The organism is Streptomyces sp. (genome assembly GCF_019510245.1).
Lineage (GTDB): Bacteria > Actinomycetota > Actinomycetes > Streptomycetales > Streptomycetaceae > Streptomyces.
In genome coordinates, this window is sequence record NZ_JAEKKT010000131.1 from 1 (window position 1) to 25,509 (window position 25,509).

23 protein-coding genes are annotated in these 25,509 nt (G+C 70.4%); 19 read left to right on the forward strand and 4 right to left on the reverse strand.

Annotated elements, in window-relative coordinates:
- The 3 genes from JF597_RS17120 to JF597_RS17130 form a co-directional block, all read left to right on the forward strand.
- Positions 1 to 488 (forward strand): ATP-binding cassette domain-containing protein (locus JF597_RS17120; protein ID WP_293995314.1); only part of this gene is annotated, 488 nt, incomplete at its 5' end.
- Between the two features lie 128 nt (positions 489 to 616).
- Positions 617 to 1,615 (forward strand): Gfo/Idh/MocA family oxidoreductase, encoded by a 999-nt coding sequence (locus JF597_RS17125; protein WP_293995316.1) that lies wholly within the window; start codon positions 617 to 619, stop codon positions 1,613 to 1,615.
- 2 nt (positions 1,616 to 1,617) lie between these two features.
- Positions 1,618 to 2,703, forward strand: a complete 1,086-nt coding sequence (locus JF597_RS17130; RefSeq protein ID WP_293995319.1) for a Gfo/Idh/MocA family oxidoreductase — start codon at positions 1,618 to 1,620, stop codon at positions 2,701 to 2,703.
- Between the two features lie 13 nt (positions 2,704 to 2,716).
- Here JF597_RS17130 and JF597_RS17135 read toward each other — a convergent pair whose 3' ends face one another.
- Complete coding sequence (locus JF597_RS17135; protein WP_293995481.1) at positions 2,717 to 3,712, reverse strand: LacI family DNA-binding transcriptional regulator; 996 nt, start codon at positions 3,710 to 3,712, stop codon at positions 2,717 to 2,719.
- A 225-nt stretch (positions 3,713 to 3,937) separates the two neighbouring features.
- Between JF597_RS17135 and iolC the strand changes: the two genes are divergently transcribed.
- From iolC to JF597_RS17195, 12 genes are all read left to right on the forward strand, one after another.
- Positions 3,938 to 4,852 carry a 5-dehydro-2-deoxygluconokinase gene (gene iolC, locus JF597_RS17140; RefSeq protein ID WP_293995322.1) on the forward strand — a complete coding sequence of 305 codons (915 nt, stop codon included), beginning with the start codon at positions 3,938 to 3,940 and terminating at the stop codon, positions 4,850 to 4,852.
- The gene (locus JF597_RS17145) at positions 4,842 to 5,714 is read left to right on the forward strand and encodes an aldolase (protein WP_293995325.1); all 873 of its coding nucleotides are present in this window, start codon (positions 4,842 to 4,844) and stop codon (positions 5,712 to 5,714) included. The genes iolC and JF597_RS17145 overlap by 11 nt, the downstream gene beginning before the upstream one ends.
- Entirely contained in the window at positions 5,711 to 6,262 is a 552-nt protein-coding gene (locus JF597_RS17150) for a 5-deoxy-glucuronate isomerase (RefSeq protein ID WP_293995327.1), read from the forward strand. Before JF597_RS17145 ends, JF597_RS17150 begins: the two co-directional genes overlap by 4 nt.
- Positions 6,259 to 8,136, forward strand: coding sequence for a 3D-(3,5/4)-trihydroxycyclohexane-1,2-dione acylhydrolase (decyclizing) (iolD, locus tag JF597_RS17155; protein ID WP_293995330.1), 1,878 nt, complete (start codon positions 6,259 to 6,261; stop codon positions 8,134 to 8,136). The genes JF597_RS17150 and iolD overlap by 4 nt, the downstream gene beginning before the upstream one ends.
- Positions 8,137 to 8,166: 30 nt before the next feature.
- Positions 8,167 to 9,663, forward strand: coding sequence for a CoA-acylating methylmalonate-semialdehyde dehydrogenase (locus JF597_RS17160; RefSeq protein ID WP_293995333.1), 1,497 nt, complete (start codon positions 8,167 to 8,169; stop codon positions 9,661 to 9,663).
- Between the two features lie 31 nt (positions 9,664 to 9,694).
- Positions 9,695 to 10,645, forward strand: coding sequence for a TIM barrel protein (locus JF597_RS17165; protein ID WP_293995336.1), 951 nt, complete (start codon positions 9,695 to 9,697; stop codon positions 10,643 to 10,645).
- Positions 10,646 to 10,654: 9 nt separating this feature from the next.
- The gene (locus JF597_RS17170; protein ID WP_293995339.1) at positions 10,655 to 12,103 is read left to right on the forward strand and encodes a sugar porter family MFS transporter; all 1,449 of its coding nucleotides are present in this window, start codon (positions 10,655 to 10,657) and stop codon (positions 12,101 to 12,103) included.
- Entirely contained in the window at positions 12,100 to 13,116 is a 1,017-nt protein-coding gene (locus JF597_RS17175) for a Gfo/Idh/MocA family oxidoreductase (RefSeq protein WP_293995342.1), read from the forward strand. Before JF597_RS17170 ends, JF597_RS17175 begins: the two co-directional genes overlap by 4 nt.
- Positions 13,113 to 13,979 carry a sugar phosphate isomerase/epimerase gene (locus tag JF597_RS17180; RefSeq protein WP_293995345.1) on the forward strand — a complete coding sequence of 289 codons (867 nt, stop codon included), beginning with the start codon at positions 13,113 to 13,115 and terminating at the stop codon, positions 13,977 to 13,979. Before JF597_RS17175 ends, JF597_RS17180 begins: the two co-directional genes overlap by 4 nt.
- Positions 13,980 to 15,244: 1,265 nt before the next feature.
- Entirely contained in the window at positions 15,245 to 16,309 is a 1,065-nt protein-coding gene (locus JF597_RS17185) for an aromatic ring-hydroxylating dioxygenase subunit alpha (RefSeq protein ID WP_293995348.1), read from the forward strand.
- Positions 16,306 to 16,485 (forward strand): hypothetical protein, encoded by a 180-nt coding sequence (locus JF597_RS17190; protein WP_293995351.1) that lies wholly within the window; start codon positions 16,306 to 16,308, stop codon positions 16,483 to 16,485. The genes JF597_RS17185 and JF597_RS17190 overlap by 4 nt, the downstream gene beginning before the upstream one ends.
- On the forward strand, positions 16,482 to 17,420 hold the full coding sequence (locus tag JF597_RS17195; RefSeq protein WP_293995354.1) for a PDR/VanB family oxidoreductase: 939 nt from the start codon (positions 16,482 to 16,484) through the stop codon (positions 17,418 to 17,420). Before JF597_RS17190 ends, JF597_RS17195 begins: the two co-directional genes overlap by 4 nt.
- Here JF597_RS17195 and JF597_RS17200 read toward each other — a convergent pair.
- Entirely contained in the window at positions 17,371 to 18,063 is a 693-nt protein-coding gene (locus JF597_RS17200) for a helix-turn-helix domain-containing protein (RefSeq protein WP_293995357.1), read from the reverse strand. The two genes, JF597_RS17195 and JF597_RS17200, sit on opposite strands and share 50 nt — an antisense overlap.
- 232 nt (positions 18,064 to 18,295) lie before the next feature.
- Here JF597_RS17200 and JF597_RS17205 point away from each other — a divergent pair, with 232 nt between their 5' ends.
- Genes JF597_RS17205 through JF597_RS17220 form a run of 4 tightly spaced genes read left to right on the forward strand, consistent with a single transcriptional unit; the run spans position 18,296 to position 21,656 of the window.
- Positions 18,296 to 19,258 carry an ABC transporter substrate-binding protein gene (locus tag JF597_RS17205; protein WP_293995359.1) on the forward strand — a complete coding sequence of 321 codons (963 nt, stop codon included), beginning with the start codon at positions 18,296 to 18,298 and terminating at the stop codon, positions 19,256 to 19,258.
- An 8-nt stretch (positions 19,259 to 19,266) separates the two neighbouring features.
- Positions 19,267 to 20,040, forward strand: coding sequence for an ABC transporter permease (locus tag JF597_RS17210; protein WP_293995484.1), 774 nt, complete (start codon positions 19,267 to 19,269; stop codon positions 20,038 to 20,040).
- Positions 20,037 to 20,813 carry an ABC transporter permease subunit gene (locus JF597_RS17215; protein ID WP_293995361.1) on the forward strand — a complete coding sequence of 259 codons (777 nt, stop codon included), beginning with the start codon at positions 20,037 to 20,039 and terminating at the stop codon, positions 20,811 to 20,813. The genes JF597_RS17210 and JF597_RS17215 overlap by 4 nt, the downstream gene beginning before the upstream one ends.
- Positions 20,814 to 20,837: 24 nt before the next feature.
- Positions 20,838 to 21,656 (forward strand): ABC transporter ATP-binding protein, encoded by an 819-nt coding sequence (locus tag JF597_RS17220; protein ID WP_293995364.1) that lies wholly within the window; start codon positions 20,838 to 20,840, stop codon positions 21,654 to 21,656.
- On the opposite strand, the gene JF597_RS17225 is transcribed toward JF597_RS17220, so the two are convergent.
- Both JF597_RS17225 and JF597_RS17230 read right to left on the reverse strand, forming a co-directional pair.
- The gene (locus JF597_RS17225; RefSeq protein WP_293995366.1) at positions 21,625 to 23,769 is read right to left on the reverse strand and encodes a discoidin domain-containing protein; all 2,145 of its coding nucleotides are present in this window, start codon (positions 23,767 to 23,769) and stop codon (positions 21,625 to 21,627) included. The genes JF597_RS17220 and JF597_RS17225 overlap by 32 nt on opposite strands.
- Positions 23,770 to 23,857: 88 nt before the next feature.
- Positions 23,858 to 25,492, reverse strand: a complete 1,635-nt coding sequence (locus tag JF597_RS17230; RefSeq protein ID WP_293995369.1) for a glycoside hydrolase family 13 protein — start codon at positions 25,490 to 25,492, stop codon at positions 23,858 to 23,860.
- Positions 25,493 to 25,509: the final 17 nt, after the last annotated feature.

Genomic DNA, 25,509 nt, shown 5'->3' on the forward strand with positions numbered 1-25,509 from the left:
AGACCGCGGACCAAGAACTGCGCAACATGGGCATCGTCCTGGACAACCTCGACCAGCCCATCGGCACCCTCTCCGGCGGCCAGCGCCAGTGCGTGGCCATCGCCCGCGCCGTCTACTTCGGCGCCCGTGTGCTGATCCTGGACGAGCCGACCGCCGCGCTGGGCGTCAAGCAGTCCGGTGTCGTGCTGAAGTACGTGGCCGCCGCCCGCGAGCGCGGTCTGGGCGTCATCTTCATCACCCACAACCCGCACCACGCCTACATGGTCGGCGACCACTTCAGCGTGCTGCGCCTGGGCACCCTCGAACTGTCCGCCGAACGAAGCCGGATCACTCTCGAAGACCTCACCCACCACATGGCCGGCGGCACCGAACTCGCCGCACTCAAACACGAGCTGTCTCAGGTCCGCGGCGTCGACGTCGAAGAACTCCCCGAAGAGGTCGACCTCACCGTACCCGTGGCGGCCACGGGCGAGGCGGCCGCGTCCTGACAACGGCGCACGCGTCAACTGTCCACACATGCCAGGTGGGCGTCACGGTCCGGCCACAGGCCCCCGCCCCCAGGACGCCTGGCCGAAGGCGCCCACCGGCATCCAAGCCACCTTGGGGAAGACCTCGCATGAGCACCGTACGCATCGGAGTGATCGGCACCGGCAACATGGGCGCCGATCACGTGAACACCCTGCACCGTCATGTCTCCGGGGCCGTGGTCACCATGGTCGCGGACATCGACGTGGAGCGGGCCGCCACCGTCACGGACACCGTCCCCGGGGCGCGTGCGACCGATGACCCCTATGCCCTGATAGGCGATCCGGAGGTCGACGCCGTCGTCATCGCCTCGCACGACACCACCCACGCCGATCTGACCGTCGCGGCCGTACGGGCCGGGAAAGCCGTGCTGTGCGAGAAGCCCCTGGCTCCCACATCGGCCGAATGTGTCCGTGTCGTACGAGAGGAGCGGCAGACGGGCCGACGGCTGATCTCACTGGGCTTCATGCGCCGCTTCGACCCCGCGTACACCGAGCTCAGGGATGCGATCGCGGACGGTGTCTGCGGGGCGCCGCTGCTGTTGCACTGTGTCAGCCGTGGCGTCTTCTCAGCTCCCGGTGCCACCGACGAACTCAGCATCACCGGGTCGGCCGTCCACGAGTTCGACACTGTGCCCTGGCTGCTCGACTCGAGAATCGACGAGGTGAGCTGGCATGCCGCCCGCTCCACGAGCACGGTCACTGGCCTGCGCGACCCGCAACTGATGCTGCTGCGCACCGCTGACGGCGCGCTGACCACCGTCGAGGTGTTCCTCAACGCCGGTTACGGCTACGACGTCCGTTGCGAGGTGGTGGGCGAGCGCGGCACCTTGGCCCTGACCCACCCCGCGCGCGTCGTCACCGACTCCGCCCGCGCCCGTTCCCTCGGCCACCCGGCCGACTGGCGCCCCCGGTTCGCCGACGCCTACCGCCTCGAACTCCAGGCCTGGGCCGACGCGGTCGCCTCCGGCACGCCCTCCCCACTCGCGACCGCGGACGACGGGCTGGTGGCGAGCGCGGTGGCCGAGGCTGTCATCACGTCCATGAAGAACGGGGGCCGCAGCGTCGCTGTCCAGGTCCCGGAGGTCTGAGCATGCCCGCCTTCCCCACCACCCTTCCCGCCCCGCGCACTCCGGCCTCGATGGAAGCGCCCGCACTGCGCTGGGGTGTTCTGGGCACCGGCTGGATCGCCGAGCGCTTCATCTCCTCCGTGCAGCGCCACACCCGGCAGATCTTCACGGCCGTCGCGTCGCGTGACGGCGCCCGCGCAAAGGAGTTCGCGGGCCGCCACGGCATCCCGCACGCGTACGGCTCCTACGAGGAGCTGGCAGCGGCGGCGGACCTCGACGTCGTCTACGTCGCCACCGAGCACACCGCCCACCTCGACTGCGCCCGGATCTCCCTCACGGCCGGCAAGCACACGCTCGTGGAGAAGCCCCTCGCACTCAACGCCTCCCAGGCCGCGGAGATCGCCCGACTGGCCACGGAGCGCGGCCTGTTCTGCGCCGAGGCGTTGTGGACCTTCTTCCTGCCCAGATTCGACGTCGTACGGCAGATCCTCGACGCGGGCGTCCTCGGTGACATCCGCACCGTACTGGCCGACCACGGCGAGCACTTCGCGGTCGGCCACCGCATTCTCCGCCCTGACCTGGCCGGCGGGCCCCTCCTCGACCTGGGCACGTACCCGCTCTCCTTCGCCGTGTCGGTGCTCGGCGAGCCGGTGGAGGTCCAGGCCTTCGCCCAGCCCCACCCGGCGGGCGTCAACGGCCAGACCGCCGCCCTCCTCCGCGACGCCGACGGCGGCCAGGGCAGCGTCCACACCACGCTGTTCAGCGACACGCCCACCACGGCCACGGTCGCCGGAACCCAGGCCACCCTGAGCCTGTCGGGCCCCTTCTACCAACCCGGCGAGGTGCACCTCACCCCGGCGGGCGGCGGGACACCGCTGTCGTACGGCGAAGCGCGCACCGCCCACGACGCCCTGCACTTCGAGGCCGCGGAGGTGGCCCGATGCATCGGCGCCGGACGGCTCCAGACGCCGCTGCGGCCGCTGGACGACTCCGTGTCCACGCTCCGGGTGATGGACGAGATCCGCCGACTGTGCGGCATCTCCTTCCCCGGCGAGGGCTCAGGAGCGGTCCGGGCAGAGGCGGCACCGCAGCGTCGTACGAGGGCCTGACCGCCGCTCGGCGTCAGCGCTTCGGTGGCGGCCCGCTGGTCCCCCGTACCACCAGCTTCGGCTCCACCACGGCCTCCCGAGGCTCACGTTGAGGGTCCTCCAGCCGTTCCACCGCGAACCGGACGGCGTGCTCGGCCATGAGTCCCGCGTCCTGGCGGACGGTGGTCAGCCCGATCGGCATCAGGTGGGAGAGATGGCTGTCGTCGTAACCGACCACGGACATGTCGCGCGGAACCTCGACGCTGGCACGGGTCAGGGACATCAACAGGCCCATCGCGCTGCGGTCGTTGCCCGCGAGGACCGCCGTCGGCAGCGGGCGCCCCTCCTCGCGCTCCGTCAGCAGCAGACGCCCGGTCTCGATGCCGGACTGCTCGGTGTGCTCGCCGGGGATGACGCGTTCCTCGGCCTCCAGGCCATGGCGGCGCATCGCCGCCCGGTAGGCCCGCCGCCGCTCGGCCGAGCCGGGGCCGCGGCCGCCGTCGATGTGCACGATCGTGCGGTGGCCCAGCTCCACGAGGTGGTCCATAGCCTGGCGCACCCCCTTGGCCTCGGCGGAGTGCACGAAGTCCACGTGCGCGTGCGGGACCCGGCGGCTGACGGAGACCGCGACCGTGCGGCGTCCCAGCCCGGCCAGGAAGTCGGGTTCGGCGAAGGAGCCGAGCAGGATCACCGCCTCGCAGCGGTGGCTGAGCAGCGCCTCCACGGCCTTCTCCTCGCTGCGGCCCGACGTGGCCCCGGACAGCAGGACCTCGTAGCCGAGGCGCTCGGCCTCGGGGTAGATCCCCTCGATCAGGTTCGTGTGGAAGGTCTGCTGGACGGTGAACATCACGCCGAGTGTGCGGCTGCGGCCGCGCGCCAGCAGCCGGGCCGCGCTGTCGGGCCGGTAGCCGATCTCGTCGGCGACCCGCAGCACCCGCTGCCGGGTCTCCTCGCTCGCGCCCGGCTGGTTGCGGAACACGATCGAGACGAGCGCCCGCGAGACGCCCGCCTTCTCGGCGACGTCCGCCATCGTGGGCCGCTGCTTGCCCGATGCATCCACCGTGAACTCCCCCTCCGACACCCGCGACCTTGGCGATGATCGCGAAATCTTCTGGCAACAACCTATTGACATGACATTTGGACTGGGGTCATCGTACTCGCACTAGAGCGCGCTAGTAGAGCGCGGCAGGAATTCTTCCGCGACAGCTCCCCGGAGCCCTCACCGGCGTCTCCGGAACGAAGGGAAACCAGCGTTATGCCGTTCGAAGTGCTGACCATGGGCCGCGTGGGAGTGGATGTGTATCCGCTCCAGACGGGCGTGGGGCTGGCCAAGGTCACCTCGTTCGGCAGGTACCTGGGCGGCAGCCCCACCAATGTCGCGGTGGCCGCGGCGCGGTACGGCCGTACGGCCGCGGTGATCACGAAGACCGGGCGGGACCCGGTCGACAGCCGCTTCGTCGGTACGTCGGACATCGCGCCGACCCCGGTGACGTTCTGCGAGATCTTCCCGCCGGACCACTTCCCGCTGTACTTCTACCGCCTGCCCAAGGCACCCGACCTGGACATCACCGCCGATGAGCTGGACCTGGGCGCGGTCCGGGACTCGGCGGTGTTCTGGATGACGGGCACCGGGCTGAGCGAGGAACCCAGCCGCTCGGCCACCCTGGCGGCACTGGAGCACCGGGCGAAGGGCGCGGTGACGGTGTTCGACCTGGACTGGCGGCCGATGTTCTGGTCCGACGCCGCCCACGCGCGCACCCAGTACGGCCAGGCACTGCGGCACAGCACGGTGGCGATCGGCAATCTCGACGAGTGCGAGGTCGCCACCGGCGAGCGCGAACCCTACGCGGCGGCGAAGGCGCTGCTGGCCGCCGGTGTCGAGCTGGCGGTGGTCAAGCAGGGCCCGAAGGGCGTCCTGGCTATGGACCAGAGCGGCGCGGTCGCCGAGATCCCCCCGGTCCCGGTCGCCGTGGTCAACGGCCTCGGCGCCGGTGACGCCTTCGGCGGGGCCCTGTGCCACGGCCTGCTCTCCGCCTGGGACACCCGCCGCGCGGTGTCCTTCGCCAACGCCGCCGGCTCCCTCGTCGCCGGCCGACTGTCCTGCTCGGACGCCATGCCGACCGAGGTCGAAGTCAACGCCAAGCTCGATGAGGTGGCCCGTGCGGTGTGAGAAACTGAGCCGGATCGTGTCCGCCCGCGTGGGCGACCCCGGCGCCATCACGGCCGCCGCCGCCCGCCGAGTGAAGGCCACCTCGCCGCTGGGCGAGCAGGGCAAGGCGATGATCATCGCTGCCGACCACCCCGCGCGCGGCGCCAACGGTGTGGGCGGCGACCCCAACGCCATGGCCGACCGCTCCGAGCTCCTGGACCGCCTGTGCACCGCCCTGGAGCGCCCCGGCGTGACCGGCGTGCTGGGCACCGCCGACATTCTCGAAGACCTCCTCCTGCTCGGCGTCCTGGACGGCAAGAGCGTCTTCGGCTCGATGAACCGGGCCGGGCTGGCGGGTTCGGTGTTCGAGATCGATGACCGATTCACTGGCTACGACGCCGAGACCATCGCCGCGATGGGCTTCGACGGCGGCAAGATGCTCACCCGCATCGCCCTCGACGACCCGGCCACCCCGGCCGCCCTGTCCGAGACCGCGCGTGCCGTCAACGAGCTCAATGACCGTCACCTCATCGCCATGGTCGAGCCGTTCATGTCGGCATGGCAGGACGGCCGGATCCGCAACGACCTGTCGACGGACGCCGTCGTCAAGTCCGTCACGATCGCGTCCGGGCTGGGCCGACGTACCGCCTACACCTGGCTCAAGCTCCCGGTCGTGGCCGGCATGGAGCGCGTGCTGGCCTCCTCGACCCTGCCGGCCCTGCTGCTGGGTGGTGAGGTGACCGACCCGGAGGCGGCGTTCGCGTCCTGGGGCAAGGCGCTCAAGCAGCCCACCGCGCAGGGCCTGGTCGTGGGCCGCTCCCTGCTCTATCCGGCGGGCGGCGACGTGGCCGGTGCGGTGGACAAGGCGGTGAGCCTGCTGTGAGCAACAAATACCACCTGCCCAGGGGCACTTCGGCCGACGGGCCCTACGACGTCCTGGTCACGCCCGAGTCGGCGGGCTGGGGCTACGCCGGCCTCAGGATCCTGACCCTGCAGCCGGGCGAGGCACACGCCCTGTCCACCCATGACTCCGAGTTCCTGGTCCTGCCGCTGACCGGCTCCTGCACCGTCACCACGGACGGTGCGTCCTTCGAACTCGAAGGCAGGACAGGCGGGTTCGCCTCGGTCACTGACTTCGCCCATCTGCCGCCCGAGTCGGCGGCCCTGATCAGCAGCGCGCAGGGAGGTCTGTTCGCGCTGCCCTCCGCCCGTACCGAACGGAGCTCACTCTCCGCTCGGTACGGGCCCAAGGAGGCCGTCCCCGTCGAGCTGCGCGGCGCCGGCGCCTGCTCCCGGCACGTCATGGCCGGCCCGGGCCAGGACCGCGCCTGGCTGATCTGCGACGACCCCGCCCACGGCTGGGTCCGCACCACCTGGGAGTCCCAGGACATCGACGACCGGCTCCCCTTCGAAGGACTCACGCAGCGATGAACACCGTCCGACTCACCACCGCGCAGGCCCTGGTGCGCTTCCTCGCGCATCAGTACAGCGAGCGTGACGGCCAGGAACAGCGCCTCGTCCCCGGGGTGTGGGGCATCTTCGGCCACGGCAACGTGGCCGGGATCGGGCAGGCGCTTCTGCAGGCAGCCACCACCGGCGAGGCGGACCTGCCCTACTACCTGGCCCGCAATGAGCAGGGCATGGTGCACGCCTCGGTCGCCTACGCGAAGATGCGCGACCGGCTGGCCACCTTCGCCTGCACAGCCTCGACCGGCCCCGGCTCCACCAACATGATCACCGGCGCGGCGCTGGCCACCACCAACCGGATCCCAGTGCTGCTGCTGCCGTCCGACATGTTCGCCACCCGTGCCGCCGACCCGGTGCTGCAGCAGCTGGAGGACACCCGCGGCGGCGACGTCACCGTCAACGACGCCTTCCGCGCCGTGTCGAAGTACTTCGACCGCGTCTCGCGCCCCGAGCAGCTGATCCCGGCCGCGCTGGCAGCGATGCGGGTGCTGACCGACCCGGCGGAGACCGGCGCAGTGACGCTGGCGCTGCCGCAGGACGTGCAGGCCGAGGCCCACGACTGGCCCCTCTCCTTCTTCCGGCGGCGGGTATGGCACGTCGGCCGCCCGGTGCCGGAACCGGCCGCGATCGAGCGCGCCGCCCGCCTGCTCCGCAACGCGAAGAAGCCGCTGATCGTGGCCGGTGGCGGGGCGGTGTACTCCGGTGCCGAGACCGCCCTGCGGGCGTTCGCCGAGGCCACCGGCATCCCGGTCGCCGACACCCACGCAGGCAAGGGCGCCGTCCCCTGGGACCACCCCTACGCGGTCGGCGGCATCGGCTCCACTGGCTCGTACGCGGCGAACGAGCTCGCGAAGGAAGCCGACGTCGTCCTCGGCATCGGCACCCGCTACTCGGACTTCACCACCGCCAGCCGCACCGTCTTCGCCAACCCCGACGTCACCTTCGTCAACCTCAACGTCGCCCGCCTGGACGCCGTCAAGCACTCCGCCGAACCACTGGTCGCCGACGCCTGGCTGGGCATCCAGGCCCTCGCCGGCGCGCTCACGGACTGGGAGGTCGACCCGTCGTACCGCGAACGCACCCGCGACCTCATCGCCCGCACAAGGGAGATCGAGGACCGGTGCTTCACCATCGGCCACCGCCCGCTGCCTGCTCAGACCGAGATCCTCGGCGCGCTCAACTCCGTGCTCGACGACCGCGCCGTGGTCATCAACGCGGCCGGCTCGATGCCCGGTGACCTGCAGCAGCTGTGGCGGGCCCGGGACCCCAAGGCCTACCACGTCGAATACGCCTACTCCTGCATGGGCTACGAGGTCGCTGCCGGCGTCGGCGTCAAGATGGCCGACCCCTCCCGCGAGGTCGTCGTCCTGGTCGGTGACGGCTCGTATCTGATGATGGCGCAGGAAATCGTGACCATGATCTCCGAGGGCCTGAAGGTCATCATCGTCCTGGTCCAGAACCATGGCTTCGCCTCCATCGGCGCCCTGTCGGAGTCGCTCGGCTCACAGCGCTTCGGCACCAAGTACCGCTACCGCAACGGCGATTCAGGTCAGCTCGACGGCGACGTCCTCCCTGTCGACCTGGCTGCCAACGCCTCATCGCTCGGCGCCGACGTGCTGCACGCCGCCACCGTCGAGGACTTCCGCACCGCGATGGAGAAGGCCAGGGCGTCGAGCCGCACCACCGTCGTGCATGTCGAGACCGACCTCTACGGGCCCAACCCGCCCGGCCACGGCTGGTGGGACGTGCCGGTCAGTGAGGTCTCCGCCCTCGGCACCACTCAGGCCGCCTACGAGACCTACGCCGGCCACAAGCAGACCCAGCGCCACTACCTGTAAGACCCCGTCCCCGAAAAGGAAACCCGCACCGTGAAGACCATCGAGCACTGGATCAACGGCTCCCTCACCCCGGGCTCAGCCTCCGACACCCAGCCGGTGTTCAACCCGGCCACCGGACTGGAGCAGGCCCAGGTGGTCCTCGGCGGCGCCACCGACGTCGACACGGCGGTCCAGGCAGCCTCCCGCGCCTTCGAGACCTGGTCGGAGTCGTCCCTCACCCAGCGCACCCAGGTCATGTTCGCCTTCCGCCAGCTCCTCGTCGAGCACGAGGAAGAACTCGGCCGGATCATCTCCGCCGAACACGGCAAGACCGTCGACGACGCGCGCGGCGAGATCACCCGCGGCCGTGAGGTCGTCGAGTTCGCCTGCGGCCTCGGCGACGTCCTCAAGGGCAGCTTCTCCGACCAGGTCTCGCGTGGCGTGGACGTGCACAACTTCCGCCAGCCGCTCGGTGTGGTGGCGGGCATCACCCCCTTCAACTTCCCCGCGATGGTCCCGCTGTGGATGCACCCCATCGCCATCGCCACCGGCAACACGTTCATCCTCAAGCCCTCCGAGCGCGACCCCTCCGCCGCGAACTTCGTCGCGGAGCTGTACACGAGGGCAGGTCTCCCGGACGGCGTCTTCAACGTCGTGCACGGCGGCAAGGACGCGGTCGACGCGATCCTGACCCACCCCGGCATCGAGGCCGTCTCCTTCGTCGGATCGACGCCGATCGCCAAGTACGTGCACGAGCAGGCCACTTCGCACGGCAAGCGAGTGCAGGCCCTCGGCGGCGCCAAGAACCACGCCGTCGTCCTCCCGGACGCGGACCTGGAGTTCGCCGCCAACCACATCACGGCCGGCGCCTACGGCTCCGCGGGCGAACGCTGCATGGCCGTCTCGGTGGCCGTCGCCGTCGGCGACGCGGCGGACGGCCTGGTCGAGGTCCTGGAGCGCAAGGCCCGCGAGGTGAAGGTCGGCCCCGGTGACGTGCCCGGCACGGAGATGGGCCCGCTGGTCACCAAGGCCGCACAGGAACGTGTCGAGAAGGCGGTCGGCACCGCCGCCGCCCAGGGCGCCACCGTCGTCGTCGACGGGCGTGGGCTGAAGGTCGACGGCCACGAGGAGGGCTTTTTCACGGGCCCGTCCCTGCTCGACCACGTCACCGCCGAGATGGACGCCTACAAGGAGGAATTGTTCGGGCCGGTCCTGGCCATCGTGCGCGCCGAGTCCCTCGACGAAGCGATCGCGTTGATCAACGCCAACCCCTACGGCAACGGCACCGCCCTGTTCACCGCCTCCGGCGAGGCCGCCCGCCGATTCCAGCGCACCATCCACGTCGGCATGATCGGCATCAACGTGCCCGTCCCCGTCCCGATGTCGTACTACTCCTTCGGCGGCTGGAAGGACTCCCTCATCGGCGACAACCCCATCCATGGCCCCGAAGGCGTCCGCTTCTACACCCGCCCCAAGGTCGTCACCACCCGCTGGCCCCAGCAGACCCAGAACATCGCCGCCGGCTTCGACTTCCCCACCTCCAACTGACCCCCGTCCCTCCCCCCCCAAAGGACACGCCATGGCAACGGCGCCATCCCCGCTCCGCACCACCGCCGGCAACCTGTGCCTGGGCTCCGCCCCCGACTCCTGGGGCATCTGGTTCCCCGAGGACGAGCACCAGGTGTCGTACACCCGCTTCCTCGACGAGTTGGCCGCGGCCGGGTACCAGTGGCTGGAACTCGGACCGTACGGCTACCTCCCCACCGACCCCCAGCGGCTGAAGGCAGAGCTGGACGCCCGCGGGCTCCAGGTCTCCGGCGGCACCGCCTTCGGCGCACTGCACCGGCCGGAAGCCTGGGACGACATGCTCGCCCACGTCCGCCAGGTCGCCACGCTGACGGCTGCCGCGGGCGCCCACCACCTGGTCCTGATCCCGCCGATGTACCGGGACGAGAAGAGCGGCGCGTTCACGGAGTCGCCGGAGCTGACCGCCGAGCAGTGGGCCGGCTTCGGCAAGGCCGCCGACCGGCTCGGCAAGCTGCTCCTCGACGAGTACGACGTACGCCTCGTTATCCACCCGCACGCCGACAGCCACATCCAGACCCAGCCGGAGATCGAACGGCTGCTGAACGAGTCGGACTCGCGCTACACCAACCTCTGCCTGGACACCGGGCACGTGGCGTACGGCGGCGGTGACAACCTCGATCTGATCCGCCGCTTCGGCGAGCGCGTCGGCTACGTCCACATCAAGCAGATGGACCCCGAGGTGCTGGCCCAAGTGGCCGCCGAGGACCTGTCGTTCGGCGAGGCCGTCAAGCGCGGAGTATGTGTGTCGCCCCCGGCCGGTGTGCCGAACCCGGCCGACGTGGTGACCGAACTGGCCAAGCTGAACGCCGAGTTGTTCGTGATCGTCGAACAGGACCTGTACCCGTGCGCTCCCGAGGTGCCGCTGCCCATCGCGGTCAGCACGCGTGAGCACCTGGCCGGCTGCGGGCTGACGGGTACCCGACGCCCGAACCTCGACCGGTAGGAGGCCGCCATGACCGTCAGGGACGACGCGGCTCAGGCCCCCACCCTCACGAACGACGCCCCGCCCGCCGTCTCCCGGCGGCTGCGCGTCATCACCGTGATCGCCACCTTCGGCGGGCTGCTCTTCGGCTACGACACCGGTGTCATCAACGGCGCCCTGCCCTACATGACCGACGACCTCGGTCTGACCGCGGTCACCGAAGGCATGGTCACCAGCTCGCTGCTCCTCGGCGCGGCGCTGGGCGCGATCACCGGCGGCCGGCTGTCGGACGCGCGCGGACGGCGCCGTACGATCCTCACCCTCGCCGTGATCTTCTTCGTCGGCGCGCTGGGCTGCACACTCGCGCCGAACGTCGCGGTCATGGTGGTGGCCCGGTTCGTGCTCGGCCTCGCGGTCGGCGGCGCCTCGGTGACCGTGCCCGTCTACCTCGCGGAGGTCTCCCCCGCCGAGCGGCGCGGCGCGCTGGTCACCCGTAACGAACTGATGGTCGTCAGCGGGCAGTTGCTGGCCTTCACCTCCAACGCGATCATCGCCCAGGTCGGCGGCGAGTCCGGCGGGGTGTGGCGCTGGATGCTCGTGCTCGCCACCATCCCGGCCGTGGTGCTGTGGTTCGGCATGCTGGTGATGCCGGAGAGCCCGCGCTGGCTGGCCTCCCAGACCCGCTTCACCGAGGCTCTCGACGTGCTCAAGCAGGTGCGCTCCCAGCAGCGGGCCAACGCCGAGCTCGCCGAGGTCTCCGCGCTCGCGGTCAAGGAGGAGCAGGAGAGGCTCGGCGGCTGGCAGGACATGCGCTCCACGCCGTGGTTGCGCAAGCTGATGTTCATCGGCTTCGGCATCGCGATCGTGCAGCAGATCACCGGCGTCAACACGATCATGTACTACGGCACCCAGATCCTCACCGCCGCAGGCTTCGCCGCCGACAGCGCCCTGACCGCCAACATCGCCAACGGCGTCATCTCGGTACTGGCCACCTTCGTCGGCATCTGGCTGCTGGGCCGCGTGCCCCGTCGGCCGATGCTGATGACCGGCCAGATCGGTACCACGGCCGCCTTGTTGTTGATCGGTGTGTTCTCGCTGACGCTGCCGTCCGGCGACGGCCGGGCGTACGCCGTGCTCGCGATGACGGTCACCTTCCTCGCCTTCCAGCAGGGCGCGATCTCCCCGGTGACCTGGCTGATGCTCTCGGAGATCTTCCCGATGCGGATGCGCGGCTTCGGCATGGGTGTCGCGGCGGTGGTGCTGTGGCTGACCAACTTCGCGATCGGCCTGGTCTTCCCGTTGCTGGTCTCCGGGATCGGAGTCTCCAACACCTTCTTCCTCTTCGTCGTGGCGGGCGTCCTCTCGCTCACCTTCGTGAAGCTCTACGTCCCCGAGACCAAGGGCCGCACCCTCGAAACCCTCGAAGCCGAACTCCGGGCGCGCTTCTCCCAGTCGGACCCAGTTAGGAAACGATCATGACTGTACGTGTAGGGGTCATCGGCGCCGGCTGGATCGGCAAGGAGCACATCCGGCGCCTCACCGACACCGTCACAGGTGCCCGCGTCACCGCGGTCACCGACCTCGACGCCACCCGCGCCGAGGAGGCAGCGGCGCCGGTCGGCGCCCGGGTGCTGCCCGATGGCGCTGCCCTGATCGCGGCGGACGACGTCGACGCCGTCCTCGTGACGTCCTGGGGCCCGACCCATGCCGAGCACGTGCTGAATGCCATAGCCGCCGGGAAACCGGTCTTCTGCGAGAAGCCGCTGGCCACGACCGCCGAGGACTGCCTGAAGATCGTCGAGGCCGAGACGGCGCACGGCCGCCGGCTGGTCCAAGTCGGCTTCATGCGCCGCTACGACGCCGGCTACCGGAAGATGAAGCAGGTCATCGACTCCGGCCGGATCGGCGAGCCGCTGATCGTGCACTGCGCCCACCGCAACCCGACCGTCCCCGAGTCGTACACGTCCTCCATGGCCGCCCTGGACACGGCGGTGCACGAGGTGGACGTACTGCGCTGGATGCTCGACGACGAGATCATCTCCACCCAGGTGATCACCCCGCGCGCCACGAGCAAGCGGTTCGAGCACCTCAAGGACCCGCAGATCATGCTCTTCGAGACCGCCAAGGGCGTCCGCATCGACCTGGAGGTCTTCGTCAACTGCCAGTACGGCTACGACATCCAGTGCGAGGCCGTCGGCGAGGAGGGGCTGGTCCGGCTGCCCGACCCGGCCACGGTCGGCCTGCGCAGCGCCGGTCAGCACAGCACAGAGGTGCTGACGGACTGGGTGGGCCGCTTCGCGGACGCCTTCGACACCGAGTTCCGCGAGTGGATAGCCAACCTGACGGCCGGCAACGAGCCCACGGGCCCGTCGGCCTGGGACGGCTACGCCGCGACCGTCATCACCAGCGCGACCGTCGAGGCCCTTGAGTCGGGCCGCGTCGTCGCCACCGACCTCAAGCCCCGTCCCGCCTTCTACGGAGGTGCCGCGTGAAGATCGCCCTCGACCCGTACATGTTCCGTGCCCTGCCGATCGACGACATGGTCCGCACGGTGGCCGAACTAGGCTACCGATACATCGAGTTGTCGCCACGTGACGACTTCATGCCGTTCTTCCTCCACCCGCGCGCGGACGACGAGCGCATCGCCGAACTGAAGAACGCCCTGCGCACGCACGGCGTGAAGCTGTGCTCCGTACTGCCGTTGTACAAGTGGTCCTCACCGGACGAGACCGAGCGGCAGGCCGCCGTCCGCTACTGGAAGCGGATGATCGAGATCACCGCCGACCTCGAATGCCCGCTGATGAACAGCGAGTTCAACGGTCGTCCCGAGCGCGCCGCCGAGAGCGAGGCCGCGTTCTGGCGCTCGCTGGAGGAACTGCTGCCGCTGTTCGAGCGGGAGGGCATCGCCCTCAACCTGGAGGCCCATCCCGACGACTTCTGCGAGGAGAACACCCCGGCCGTCGACCTCGTCCGCGCGATCAACAAGCCGTGGGTCAACTACCTCTACTGCGCCCCGCACTCCTTCCACCTGTCCGGGACGGACCCGAAGGCCGACATCGCGGCGATGATGCGCTACGCCGGTGACAAGCTCCAGCACGTCCACATCGCCGACTCCTTCAACCACAAGGGCTCCTCCGGCCTGCGCTACATCCTCAATCCGCCCGGCACCCCGGCCCGTATCCACCAGCACCTCGACATCGGTCAGGGCGAGGTCGACTGGGACGCCTTCTTCAGCACCCTGCGCGAGCTGAACTTCGACGGCGTCGCCACCGCCTGCGTCTTCGCCTGGGAGGAACGCGCCCACGAATCCTCCGCGTTCATGCTCGACCGCATCACCAAGGAACTCGCCGCGTAATCCCTCCGCCGGAGTCCGACAGTGCCCGACGTCCGCCTCCGGACGCCGGGCACTCCGGCCCAGTGGCGTCGGGCGGCTTCGGCGTTGCAGCGGTCGGCGTCCGTGTAGCACCCGGCGCGGTGGCTGACGCCTGCCGTGGTGAGGGCCCGTGGTCCTCCCTATGCCCCACTGGGGCAAACCCGCCGCCGGGGGCCGTCACCCGGCGCGGGACGAACCGACTTCCCCAGCCCGGAGCCGAAGGCCGAGGCCCTGCGCCAAGGGTCTAGATGGCTTCTCCCACTGGAGGTCCTCTTCCTCCTCGACCGGTTCCCGGACCACGACGGCTACCTCCAACCCCGCCCATTGGCGTTTTCGCCGGCCACGACCCCCGCAGACCGAACCGCATCGGGGTGGCGTCCTGCGCCATCCCATCCGTCCACGTCGCCAACTGACGGTGGTGCGCCCCGACGCGGTCTCCGGCACCCCAGTCATCGACCTGAAGCCGACGATGGCGCGGTTCCGCGCGGTGAACATCAAGCAGCCAGAATGGGTCAGCCGCCGGGGAGTGACTTCCAGCCGTGAACGGCCCCCGCCAGCCTCGTACGTCACACCGCTGCCTGTCGCGTATCGCGTGAAAAGGGCGGTAGCACTGCCTCGAAGGGTGACATACGCGCGACGTCGGATGCGTGTCCGAGCAAGATCCGGACCACACTAGGGCCGCCCCTCCATCGCTTGTCTCGATGACGGCGGTTTCCGCTGGTCAAACTGTGCGCGATGCCTGCACCGCCAGCAGACGAAGAACCTGCCGGTGCCCGCCCGTCGGCCCCCGAGGTCGACGACCGCCTCAGGCAACCCGGCGTCACGACGTCCGATCTTCCAGTCGATCATGCTGTTGACCTGCAACAACTTAGCGAACAGGGCGAAAGGGCGGCGAATTCGCCCCGGATTCGCCCCCGACCCCCTCCCCTCATGGCAAGGACCAACGTTGATCTGCAGCTATGCGAATTCTGCCGCTGTACCAGCCATATGCCGCCAAAGAATCGGCAGACAAGCACAAAAACAGGCATACCTCACAATTCATTGACCACAGACCAACACTGATCGGCAGCTCAACCACAGGGCGCAGCTGCCATCCTCATGGCAAGCAGGCAGCGGGACCACGCCTCGCACCACGCCTCTCAACAGGCACTTTCCAGTTGGCCTTCCGTGGCACGGAAGCCGTATTGCGGCCTGATGGAACCCTTACCGACGATGTCGCCACGACCCAAAGACGGGAGCCGAACCCCATGCCTCACACCACCGCCTTCGCCAGGAACCAGTGGTACGTCGCCGCCTACAGTCACGAGGTGGGGCGCGAGTTGCTCGGGCGGACGATCCTCGGGGAACCCCTCGTGTTCTACCGGGCGGAGGAGGACGGCACGCCCGTCGCCCTCGGCGACCGCTGTGTGCACCGTCGTTACCCGCTGTCGGAGAGCGGTCTCGACGGCGACCGGATCGTGTGCGGGTACCACGGGTTCACCTACGACCGGACCGGCGCCTGCGTGTACGTGCCGGGCCAGAAACGCGTTCCGCGGACCGCCCGGGTCGCCTCCTACCCGGTGGTCGAGCAGGACTCGCTGGTGTGGGTGTGGGTCGGTGACCCGGCGCTCGCCGATCCGGACACCGTCCCGCGCGCCCGCCACCTGGACTCCCCCGGCTGGCTGACCGTGCGCGGCATGGAGCCCATCGACGCCGACTACGGGCTCCTCGTCGACAACCTCCTCGACCTCTCCCACGAGACCTACCTGCACGGCGGGTACATAGGCACCCCCGAGGTCGCCGAGACGCCCATCACCACCGAGGTCGACGAGGGCGCCGGGATCGTGCGGGTCAGCCGGCACATGGACGACGCCGAGTGCCCGCCGTTCTACGCCCGTTCGACCGGGATCGCCGGCCGGATCACGCGCTGGCAGGACATCGAGTACCACGCGCCGTGTCTGTACCTGCTGCACAGCCGGATCGCGCCGGTCGGCGTGGTGCCGGAGGCGGACGGCAGCGACCCGAACGGCTTCCACACCGAGATCACCTACGCGATCACCCCGTCCTCGGACGGCAAGGTGTACGACTTCTGGATGGTCTCCCGGGACTGGGCGACCGACGACGCCGAGGTCACCGAGTTCCTGCGGAGCAACAACCACACGGTGGTCATGCAGGACGTGGACGCCCTCAACCTCCTCCAGCGGACGTTGGGTTCGGAGCGGGCCGGCTACCAGGAGCTGAGCATCAACATCGACACCGGCGGCCTCGCCGCCCGCCGTATCCTCGCCCGGCTGGTCGAGGAGGGCGACAAGCCCGTGGAGAAGGTCCTGTGACCGCACCGGCCGGCGGGACCGGTGAGATCTACCGCATCGACTGGCTGCCGGGCACCGACGTCCTGCACGGCACCTGTCACTGCGGAGCCGAGCACGCCGCCCAGGACCCGGTCGAGATGTGGGAGTGGATGCTCGGCCACCCCGAAGGCCATCAGCCCCCGGAGCGCACCCCATGAGCCTCTACGAAGCCGAACTGGTCGTAGGCGAGAGGGAGTCGGCAGCGGACGGTGTCGTCGCCCTCACCCTTCGGCACCCTCTCGGCGAGGAACTCCCGGACTGGGAGCCCGGCGCGCATGTCGATGTCGCGCTCGGGCCGGAGCTGGAACGGCAGTTCTCGCTCTGCGGGAATCCCGGGGACCGCTCCGGCTGGCGTATCGCGGTGCTCAGGGAGCCGGACGGGCGCGGCGGATCCGCATACGTCCACGACCAGTTGGGCGTCGGCGACAAGGTGCGGGTGCGCGGGCCGCGCAACCACTTCCGGCTCGAACCCGCACTCCGTTACCGGTTCGTCGCCGGCGGCATCGGCATCACCCCGATCCTGCCGATGCTGGCCGCCGCCGAGGCGGCGGGCGCCGAGTGGACGCTGCTGTACGGCGGACGGACACGCCGGTCGATGGCCTTCACCGGGGAGTTGGCCCGGTACGGGGACGCGCGGGTCACCGTCGTTCCGCAGGACGAGTCCGGGCTGCTGGACCTGGCGGCCGTGCTCGACGACGTCCCGGACGGCACGCTCGTGTACTGCTGCGGTCCGGGGGCGCTGCTGGACGCGGTGGAGGAGCGCTGCCCGGCCGGCGTACTGCGGGTCGAGCGGTTCCAGCCGAAGGTGCAACAGGGTGCTGTGGAGCGGGAGTTCGAGGTGGTGCTGGCGCAGAGCGGCCGTACTCTCACCGTGGCGCCCGGTGTCTCCGTGCTCGACACCGTCCGGGCCGCCGGGGTAGAGGTGCTCTACTCGTGCACCGAGGGCACCTGCGGGACGTGTGAGACGGATGTCCTCGAGGGCGAGCCGGACCACCGGGACTCGGTGCTCACCGAGGAGGAGCGGGCGGCCGGGGAGACGATGCTCATCTGCGTGTCGCGCTGCCGAGGGGGGCGTCTGGTACTGGATCTGTGATCCGCAGGTCCGCCTCGATCCGCGCCACCGCCGCCAGCAGGTGCGGCAGCAGATCGCGGCGGGCCGCCGCGGCGGACCTCCGGCCGGAGTGCATCGCCAGGGCCACCCCGGCCACCGCTCGGCCGCTCCGGTCCCGGACCGGAGCGGCCAGTGTCGTCACGCCCTCCTCGGGGTCGCCGTCGAGCAGCACGTACTCCTCGGCGCCCACGGCCTCCGGCGAGGAGGGCTGCAGCGCGCGGCCCACCGCCGTACCGCGCGCCGGGAAGCGCGCCCCCACCGCGACGGCCGCCGCCATGACCCGGCGGGCCGGCACCTGGGCGACGCAGACGGCCTCGTCCCCGTCCAGGACGCACAGCGCCGCCGACTCCCCCGCCAGCGAAGCGAGTTGCTCCAGGTGTGGGGCGGCGAGACGCGGCAGGTCGAGACCCGAGAGGTAGGCGTAGCCGAGGTCCAGGATGCGCGGGGTGAGGCGGAACAGGCGGCCGTCCGAGTGGACGTATCCCAGGTCGGCGAGGGTGAGCAGGAGGCGGCGGGCGGCGGCACGGGTCAGGTCGCAGGCGCGGGCCACCTCGCTGAGCGTGCGCGCCGGATGCTCGGCGTCGAAGGCGCGGATGACGGCCAGGCCGCGCTCGAAGGACCTCACGAAGTGCGGTGCGCGGGCGTTCGCGGGCGTCGTCGCCTCCCCGGTCCGACTCGGCCGACACCTGGAACACGGTGAGAGCGCGGTTCGATAACTGTCAACAATTTTGTCAGCCAAACCCATTGACCGGCTCCTCCGGCCAGTTCTACCGTCCCGCTCAGCACCCCCCGATCGAGCACCACTGTGCGCAGTGCGCACAGCCTGTCGGAACACCGTTGTCTGCACAGGAGGAGCCATGCGCCGTCTGCTCGCCGGTCTCGCGACCGGCACCTTCCTGCTCGCCACGGCGGCCTGCGGCTCCTCCGGGGGCTCGTCGTCCACCGCCACCTCGGGCGGCACCACCACGGTCAAGGTGGGGATCATCCCCATCGTCGACGTGGCCCCCCTCTATCTCGGCGAGAAGGAGGGCTTCTTCGGCAAGCGCGGCCTGAAGCTGTCGACGACGCTCGCGCAGGGCGGCGCGGCCATCGTGCCGGGGGTGACGAGCGGTCAGTTCCAGTTCGGGTTCTCCAACATGACCTCGCTGATGATCGCGCAGTCCAACGGCGTGCCCGTGCAGGCGATCGCCAGCGGCGTGGCCTCGACCGGCGTCGCGGGCAAGGACTTCGGCGGGCTCGTGGTGAAGAAGGGCAGCAGCATCACCTCGCCCGGGCAGCTGGAGGGCAAGAAGGTCGCGGTCAACACGCTGAAGAACATCAACGAGACCGCCGTGCGCGAGTCCGTGCGCAAGGCGGGCGGCGATCCGGACAAGGTGGACTTCGTCGAGCTCGCCTTCGACCAGATGCCGGCCGCGCTCGACAAGGGTCGGATCGACGCGGCGATGGCGGTCGAGCCGGCGCTCGCGACCATGAAACTCCAGGGCGCAACCGAGATCGCCTCGCCGCTGGTCGACGTGGCGCAGAACCTCACTGTGGCCATGTACTTCACGTCGACGTCGTACGCGCAGAAGAACCCGGCCGTCGTGAAGAAGTTCCAGGAGGCCGTCGCGGAGTCGCTGTCCTACGCGGACGCGCACCCGGACGCGGTCCGGCAGATCGTCACCACCTACACCAAGACCCCGGCCGATGTCCTGGCCAAGGTGACGCTGCCCAAGTGGCCCGCCGAGGCGAACCGTTCGTCGATCGAGGCGCTGGAGAAGCTCAGCGAGCAGGACGGCCTCTTCAAGGCGGCCCCCGACCTGGACAAGCTGCTGCCGTGAGGAAACCCGTGAAGGGGCTGAACACCGCACTCGGTGCGGCCGGGCTCGCGGCCTTCCTCGCCCTCGGCGAGGCGGTGCCGCGGCTCAGCCTGGTCAAGGCGGACTACTTCCCGCCCACCAGCAGGATCGCCCGCGCCCTCGGCACCGAACTCGTCGACGGCGCTTTCTGGTCGGCGCTCGGCGACACCCTCACCGGCTGGGCGGTGGGCCTAGCCGTCGCGGTCGGCGCCGGCATCGTGGCCGGCGTCGTCCTCTCGGTCGTCCCGCACCTGCGCGCGGCCACCGCCTCCACGATCGAGTTCCTGCGCCCGATCCCCTCGGTCGCGCTGATCCCCCTCGCCGTCCTCCTCTACGGCACCGAACTCCGCTCGGTCCTCCTGCTCGTCGTCTACGCCTCGTTCTGGCAGGTGCTGATCCAGGTGATGTACGGCGTCCAGGACGTCGACCCGGTCGCCGAGGAGACGGCACGGTCGTACGGTCTCGGCACCTGGGCCCGGGTCCGCCACCTGCTGTGGCCGACCGCCCTGCCGTACGTCATGACCGGCGTCCGGCTGGCCGCCGCGGTCGCGCTGATCCTCACCATCACCGCCGAACTGGTCATCGGGGCACCGGGGTTGGGGCAGCAGATCGCGGTGGCCCAGGCCTCGCAGGCGGTGCCGGACATGTACGCCCTGATCGTGGTGACCGGCCTGCTGGGGCTCGTCATCAACGTGGGCGCCCGGTCGGTGGAGCGGCGGGCGCTGGCCTGGCACCAGTCGGTGCGCGGGGAGGTGGCGGTGTGAGGAACGTACTGCTGAGGACCGGGTACGTCCTCGCCCTGCCCGCCGTCCTGGTCGCGCTGTGGTGGCTGGCCTCCGCCGGCAGCACGGACGTCTACTGGCCGCCGCTGCGCACGATCCTGAAGACCTTCCCGGACGTCTGGACCGGTCAGCGGCTCCGCGACGACCTGCTGCGCAGTGTGCTGCGGCTGCTCGCCGGGTACGCGTCGGCGGCCGTCGTGGGCGTGGCCCTGGGCACGGTCATCGGCTCGTACCGGCGGGTGCGGGCGGTGTGCGAACCGGTCCTGGAGTTCCTGCGGGCTGTGCCACCGCCGGTGCTCGTCCCGGTCATCATGCTGTTCGCGGGGATCGGCGACTCCATGAAGATCGTGGTGATCGCCAGCGGCTGCGTGTGGCCGATCCTGCTCAACACGGTCGAGGGTGTCCGGGCGGTCGATCCGGTGATGGCGGAGACGGCCCGTTCCTACGGCATCACAGGCGTGGCCCGGCTGCGTACGCTGGTACTGCGTTCGGCGAGTCCGCAGATCTTCGCGGGTCTGCGGCAGGCGCTGTCGATCGGGATCATCCTGATGGTCATCAGCGAGATGTTCGCGGCCAGCAACGGGCTCGGTTTCACCATCGTGCAGTTCCAGCGCGAGTTCGCGATCCCCGACATGTGGACCGGGATCCTGCTGCTGGGCCTGCTCGGCTTCGTGCTGTCGGTGGTCTTCCAGGTGGTCGAGCGGCGGGTGCTCGGCTGGTACCACGGGCTGCGCGCGACATCCCGGCGGTCCTGAATGAACCTCGCGAAGGGGCGGTCCATGCTCGACGTACGCGGCCTGAAGAAGGTCTACGACGGATCCGGCCGCCGCGTGGAGGCGGTACGGGACCTCACCTTCACCGTGGCGGCGGGTGAACTCGTCTGCCTGGTCGGGCCGTCGGGCTGCGGCAAGACCACCCTGCTGAAGTGCATGGGCGGCCTGCTCACCCCGAGCGGCGGTGAAGTCCTCCTGGAGGGGCGGCAGGTGACCGGGCCGCCGCCCGGGACGGCGTTCGTCTTCCAGGAGTACGGCCGCAGCCTGTTCCCCTGGATGCGGGTCGCCGAGAACATCGAACTCCCGCTGAAGCAGAAGCATCTGCCGCGCGACCGGCGGAAGGAGCTGGTCGCCGACGCGCTGGGTTCGGTCGGACTCGCGGACGCCGCCGGTGCCTACCCGTGGCAGCTCTCCGGCGGTATGCAGCAGCGGGTGGCGATCGCGCGCGCCCTCGCCTACGAGCCCCGGGTGCTGCTCATGGACGAGCCGTTCGCCGCCGTCGACGCCCAGACCCGGGCCGATCTGGAGGACCTCGTCCGGAGGCTGTGGCGGGAGCGCGGGATCACGATCCTGTTCGTCACGCACGACATCGACGAGGCGGTCTACCTGGGGCAGCGGGTGATCGTCCTCTCCGCCTCCCCGACCGTGGTCCGCGAGCAGCTGAAGGTCGATCTGCCGGACGAGCGCGACCAGCTGCACACGCGGGTCGCCCCGCGCTTCGCCGAGTTGCGGACCCATGTGTACGAGCAGATCCAGGCGGCGAAGCGCGGGGTTCCCCGGGGGGAGGGCCCGGTCACGGCGTCAGATACGCCTCCACCTCGCTGAACTGGCCGGCCGGCCAGCCGTTGTTGGCGGTGACGGTGAGCCGCAGGTAGCGCAGGCTGGTGGTGCCGGGCAGGGGTACGGTGACGGTGTTGCCGGTGGCCGGGTCGAAGCGGTAGCCCGTGGCGCCCACCACGGTCGAGTAGTTCGACCCGTCGGTGCTGCCCAGCACGGTGACGGTCTGGGTCCGGGCGGCCCAGGCGGAGGACGGCGGCAGCTTCAGCACCAGCCGCCGGGCGGCGTAGGAGGAGCCGAGGTCGACGGTGAGCGACTGTGGGAAGGCGTTGTTGGTGGACTCCCAGTAGCTGTTCGCGTCGCCGTCGACCGCCTTGCCCGGGGTGTAGACGTCCTGCGAGCCGGTGGCGGTCGCCGGGCGTCCCTTGGCGAGGTTGCGGTTCGGGTCCGGGTCGGGGTTGCCCTGCCCGGGCGTCGGCCAGCTGGAGCAGTCCGACCAGGTACTCGACCAGCCGGAGTTGCCACCGCCGTCGGTGAGCGCGAAGGAGCCGGAGTTCGCCGGGTAGGGGCAGTTGTAGATGCCGGCCGCGCCGACGCCGGTGGCGGTGACGTTGCGGAAGGCGGCGGCGCCCTGCGCCTCGGCCTGGACCACGACCGTGCCGGTGTTCTGCACGGTCGCACCCGTGACGTTGACGTTGCGGACCGGATACCCCTGCCCGCCGCCGGAGACGAACTCGAAGGCGCTGTAGGGGCTGTTGGTGATCGTGGTGTTGGTGATGTCGACGGTTGCGTTGATGGCGCTGTCGTACGAGTCGACGCGCAGCGCACCCATCGGGTGGTTCCAGTTGGGGTTCATCGCGCCCGTGCGCACCAGCGTGTTGCCGTCGACCGTGATGGTTCCGGACAGCGGCGAGAACGGGTCGAGGAACTTCTGGTTGGAGATGGCGATACCGCTGCCGAGGGCGTTGGTGTCGGAGATCAGGTTGTTCTTCACCGAGATGTCGGTGCCGCCGTAGATCGCGATGCCGTTGGCCAGGTTCGGCTGGGAGATCGTGTTGTTCGCGAAGCTCGAGTTGGTGTCGGCCGAGTTCAGCGACCACATGGCGAGGGAGTCGTCGCCCTGGTTGCGCAGGAAGTTGTTGCGGACCTGGACACCGTGGGCGTTGCCGTTGAGGTTGAGGCCGTCGGCGGTGGTATCGAGGATGCGGTTGTTCTCGACGACGAGGTTGTCGTTGTTGCCGGTCAGCCAGAACCCGCACTTGAGGTGCTGGATCCACATGCCGGAGACCGAGCTGTTCGGACCGAGCGAGCCGTTGACGAAGTTGTCCGGGTTGGAGTCGACGCGTTCGGTGACCTCGCCGACGACCGCGAAGTTGCTGATGTGGACGTTCCCGGAGGAGCTGGACTGGTCGATGAACCGCGAGGTGTGCACGACCGAGTACCAGCTGCCGGCGCCCAGCAGGGTCACGTTCTGCACGCCGCTCAGCGAGGACGTCAGCCTGTAGTCGCCCGGCGGGATCCACACCGTCCCGCCCTGGGCGGCGGCGATGGCGTCCCGGAAGGCCTGGGTGGAGTCGCCGTTGCCGCTCGGGTCGGCGCCCTTGGAGACGACGGAGACCGAGCCGGCGGGCTGCGAGGCGGCCGCGGCGACCTGCTCGAAGTCGGCGACGTCGACGGTGACCTGGGTGCCGGTGGACTCGAAGGCGACCTTGTCGCCGGCCTGGATGTTCTGGCCGAGCATCAGCCGGGCGTTGTCGAAGAAGTGGTGCTGCTTGGCGCCCGCGATCCAGCCCGTGTCGACGTAGGAGTACTTCGACGTGACGGCCAGGGTCTTCGCCAGCCTGACCCCGTTGACGTACACGTTCAGCGTGCCGGTCTGGCCGTCGGGGACGCTGTAGGAGAGGTTCACGGCGTTGGCCGCCCGGGGCGCGGTGAACTCGACCCGCTGCCCGGAGGTCAGGCGCACGGCCTGGCGGCCTGAGGCCTCGGAGGCGAGGGTGCCCTGGGTGTAGTCGGGGCCGATCCTGGTGCCGGTGGTGGTCGCGGACTCCGCCTCGACCGAGGTGAAGGGGAGGCTCGCGCCCGCGGCCGCGTGGGCGGCGGGCGCGAGGGCGACGAGCATGCCCGCGGCGAGCGCGACGGCCGCCGCAACTGCTGGCATGCTCCTGACAGCTCTGCCTGTGGGGTGCTGCATGGGCTGATCCCTTCGGGTGTGGGGGGACGGGGATGGCGCGAGCGGTACCGGCGGCTCAGCTCGTCAGCCAGGCCGCCGTGTCCTGCGGCAGCCGGCCGGCGTCGTCCAGCGGGCCGCTGCTGAGCAGGAGTCGGGAGTGGGCGGGAAGTTCGGCGGAGGTGGCGGCGAGGTTGACCACGCACGTCACGCCGTCGCCGCGGGTGAAGGCGAGGACGCCCTCCGGAGCGGGCAGCCAGGTCAGCGGGCCGGCACCGAACCGCGGGCGCAGCGCCACGGCGCGCCGGTAGAGGGAGAGCACCGAGTCCGCGTCGTCCTGCTGCCGGTCGACCGCGTACGACGCCCAGCCGGCCGGTTGCGGCAGCCACGGCTCCTCGCGCGAGCCGAAGCCCGCGTGCGGCGCCCCGGCCGCCCAGGGCAGCGGCACCCGGCAGCCGTCCCGGCCGGGGTCGGTGCCGCCGGACCGGAAGTACATCGGGTCCTGGATGCGGTCGGCCGGGATCTCGGCCTCCGGCAGCCCCAGCTCCTCGCCCTGGTAGATGTACACCGCGCCCGGCAGGGCCAGGGACAGCAGGGCGGCCGCGCGGGCCCGGCGGGTCCCGAGGGCGAGGTCCGTCGGGACGCCGAAGGCCTTGGCCGCGAAGTCGAAGCCGGTCTCCTCGCGGCCGTACCGGGTGGCGGTGCGGGTCACGTCGTGGTTGCACAGCACCCAGGTGGCGGGGGCGCCGACCGGGGCGTGCTCGGCCAGGGTGGTGTCGATCGAGGTCCGCAGCCGGGCCGCGTCCCAGGGGCAGGACAGGAAGGAGAAGTTGAACGCGGTGTGGAGTTCGTCGGGGCGCAGGTAGCGGGCGAAGCGCTCGGCGTCGGGGAGCCAGACCTCGCCGACGAAGACGCCGTCGTAGGCATCGGCGACCGCGCGCCAGGAGCGGTAGATGTCGTGGAGTTCGTCGCGGTCGACGAAGGGGTGGGGATGCGGGTCCGTGGCCAGGTCGGGCAGGTCCGGGTCCTTGGCGAGCAGGGCGGCCGAGTCGATGCGGACGCCCGCGACGCCCCGCTCGAACCAGAAGCGCAGGATGTCCTCGTGTTCCTGGTGGACGGCCGGATGGGCCCAGTTGAGGTCGGGCTGTTCCGGGGTGAAGAGGTGGAGGTACCACTCGCCGTCGGGCAGCCGGGTCCAGACCGGCTCGGTGGAGCCGACGAACTGCGAGGGCCAGTCGTTGGGCGGGAGGTCGCCGTCCGGACCGCGGCCGGGACGGAAGTGGAACAGCTCGCGCTCCGGGCTGCCCGGCCCGGCGGCCAGTGCCGCCCGGAACCAGGGGTGCTGGTCCGAGACGTGGTTGGGGACGATGTCGACGATCGTCCGGATGCCCAGCTCCCTGGCTTCCGCGATGAGTTTCTCGGCCTCGGCGAGGGTGCCGAAGGCCGGGTCGATGGCCCGGTAGTCGGCGACGTCGTAACCGCCGTCCTTCATGGGGGACGGGTACCAGGGGCTGAACCACAGTGCGTCCACGCCGAGTTCGGCGAGGTACGGCAGCTTCGCGCGGACGCCCGCGAGGTCACCGGTGCCGTCGCCGTCGCCGTCGGCGAAGCTGCGGACGTACACCTGGTAGATGACGGCCGACCGCCACCAGTCGTGGTCCTCGTGGTCTTCGCGGTCCTCGGGGTCCTTCGGGGCATGGCTGGGCTGTCCCACGGGGCGAACCTTTCTGT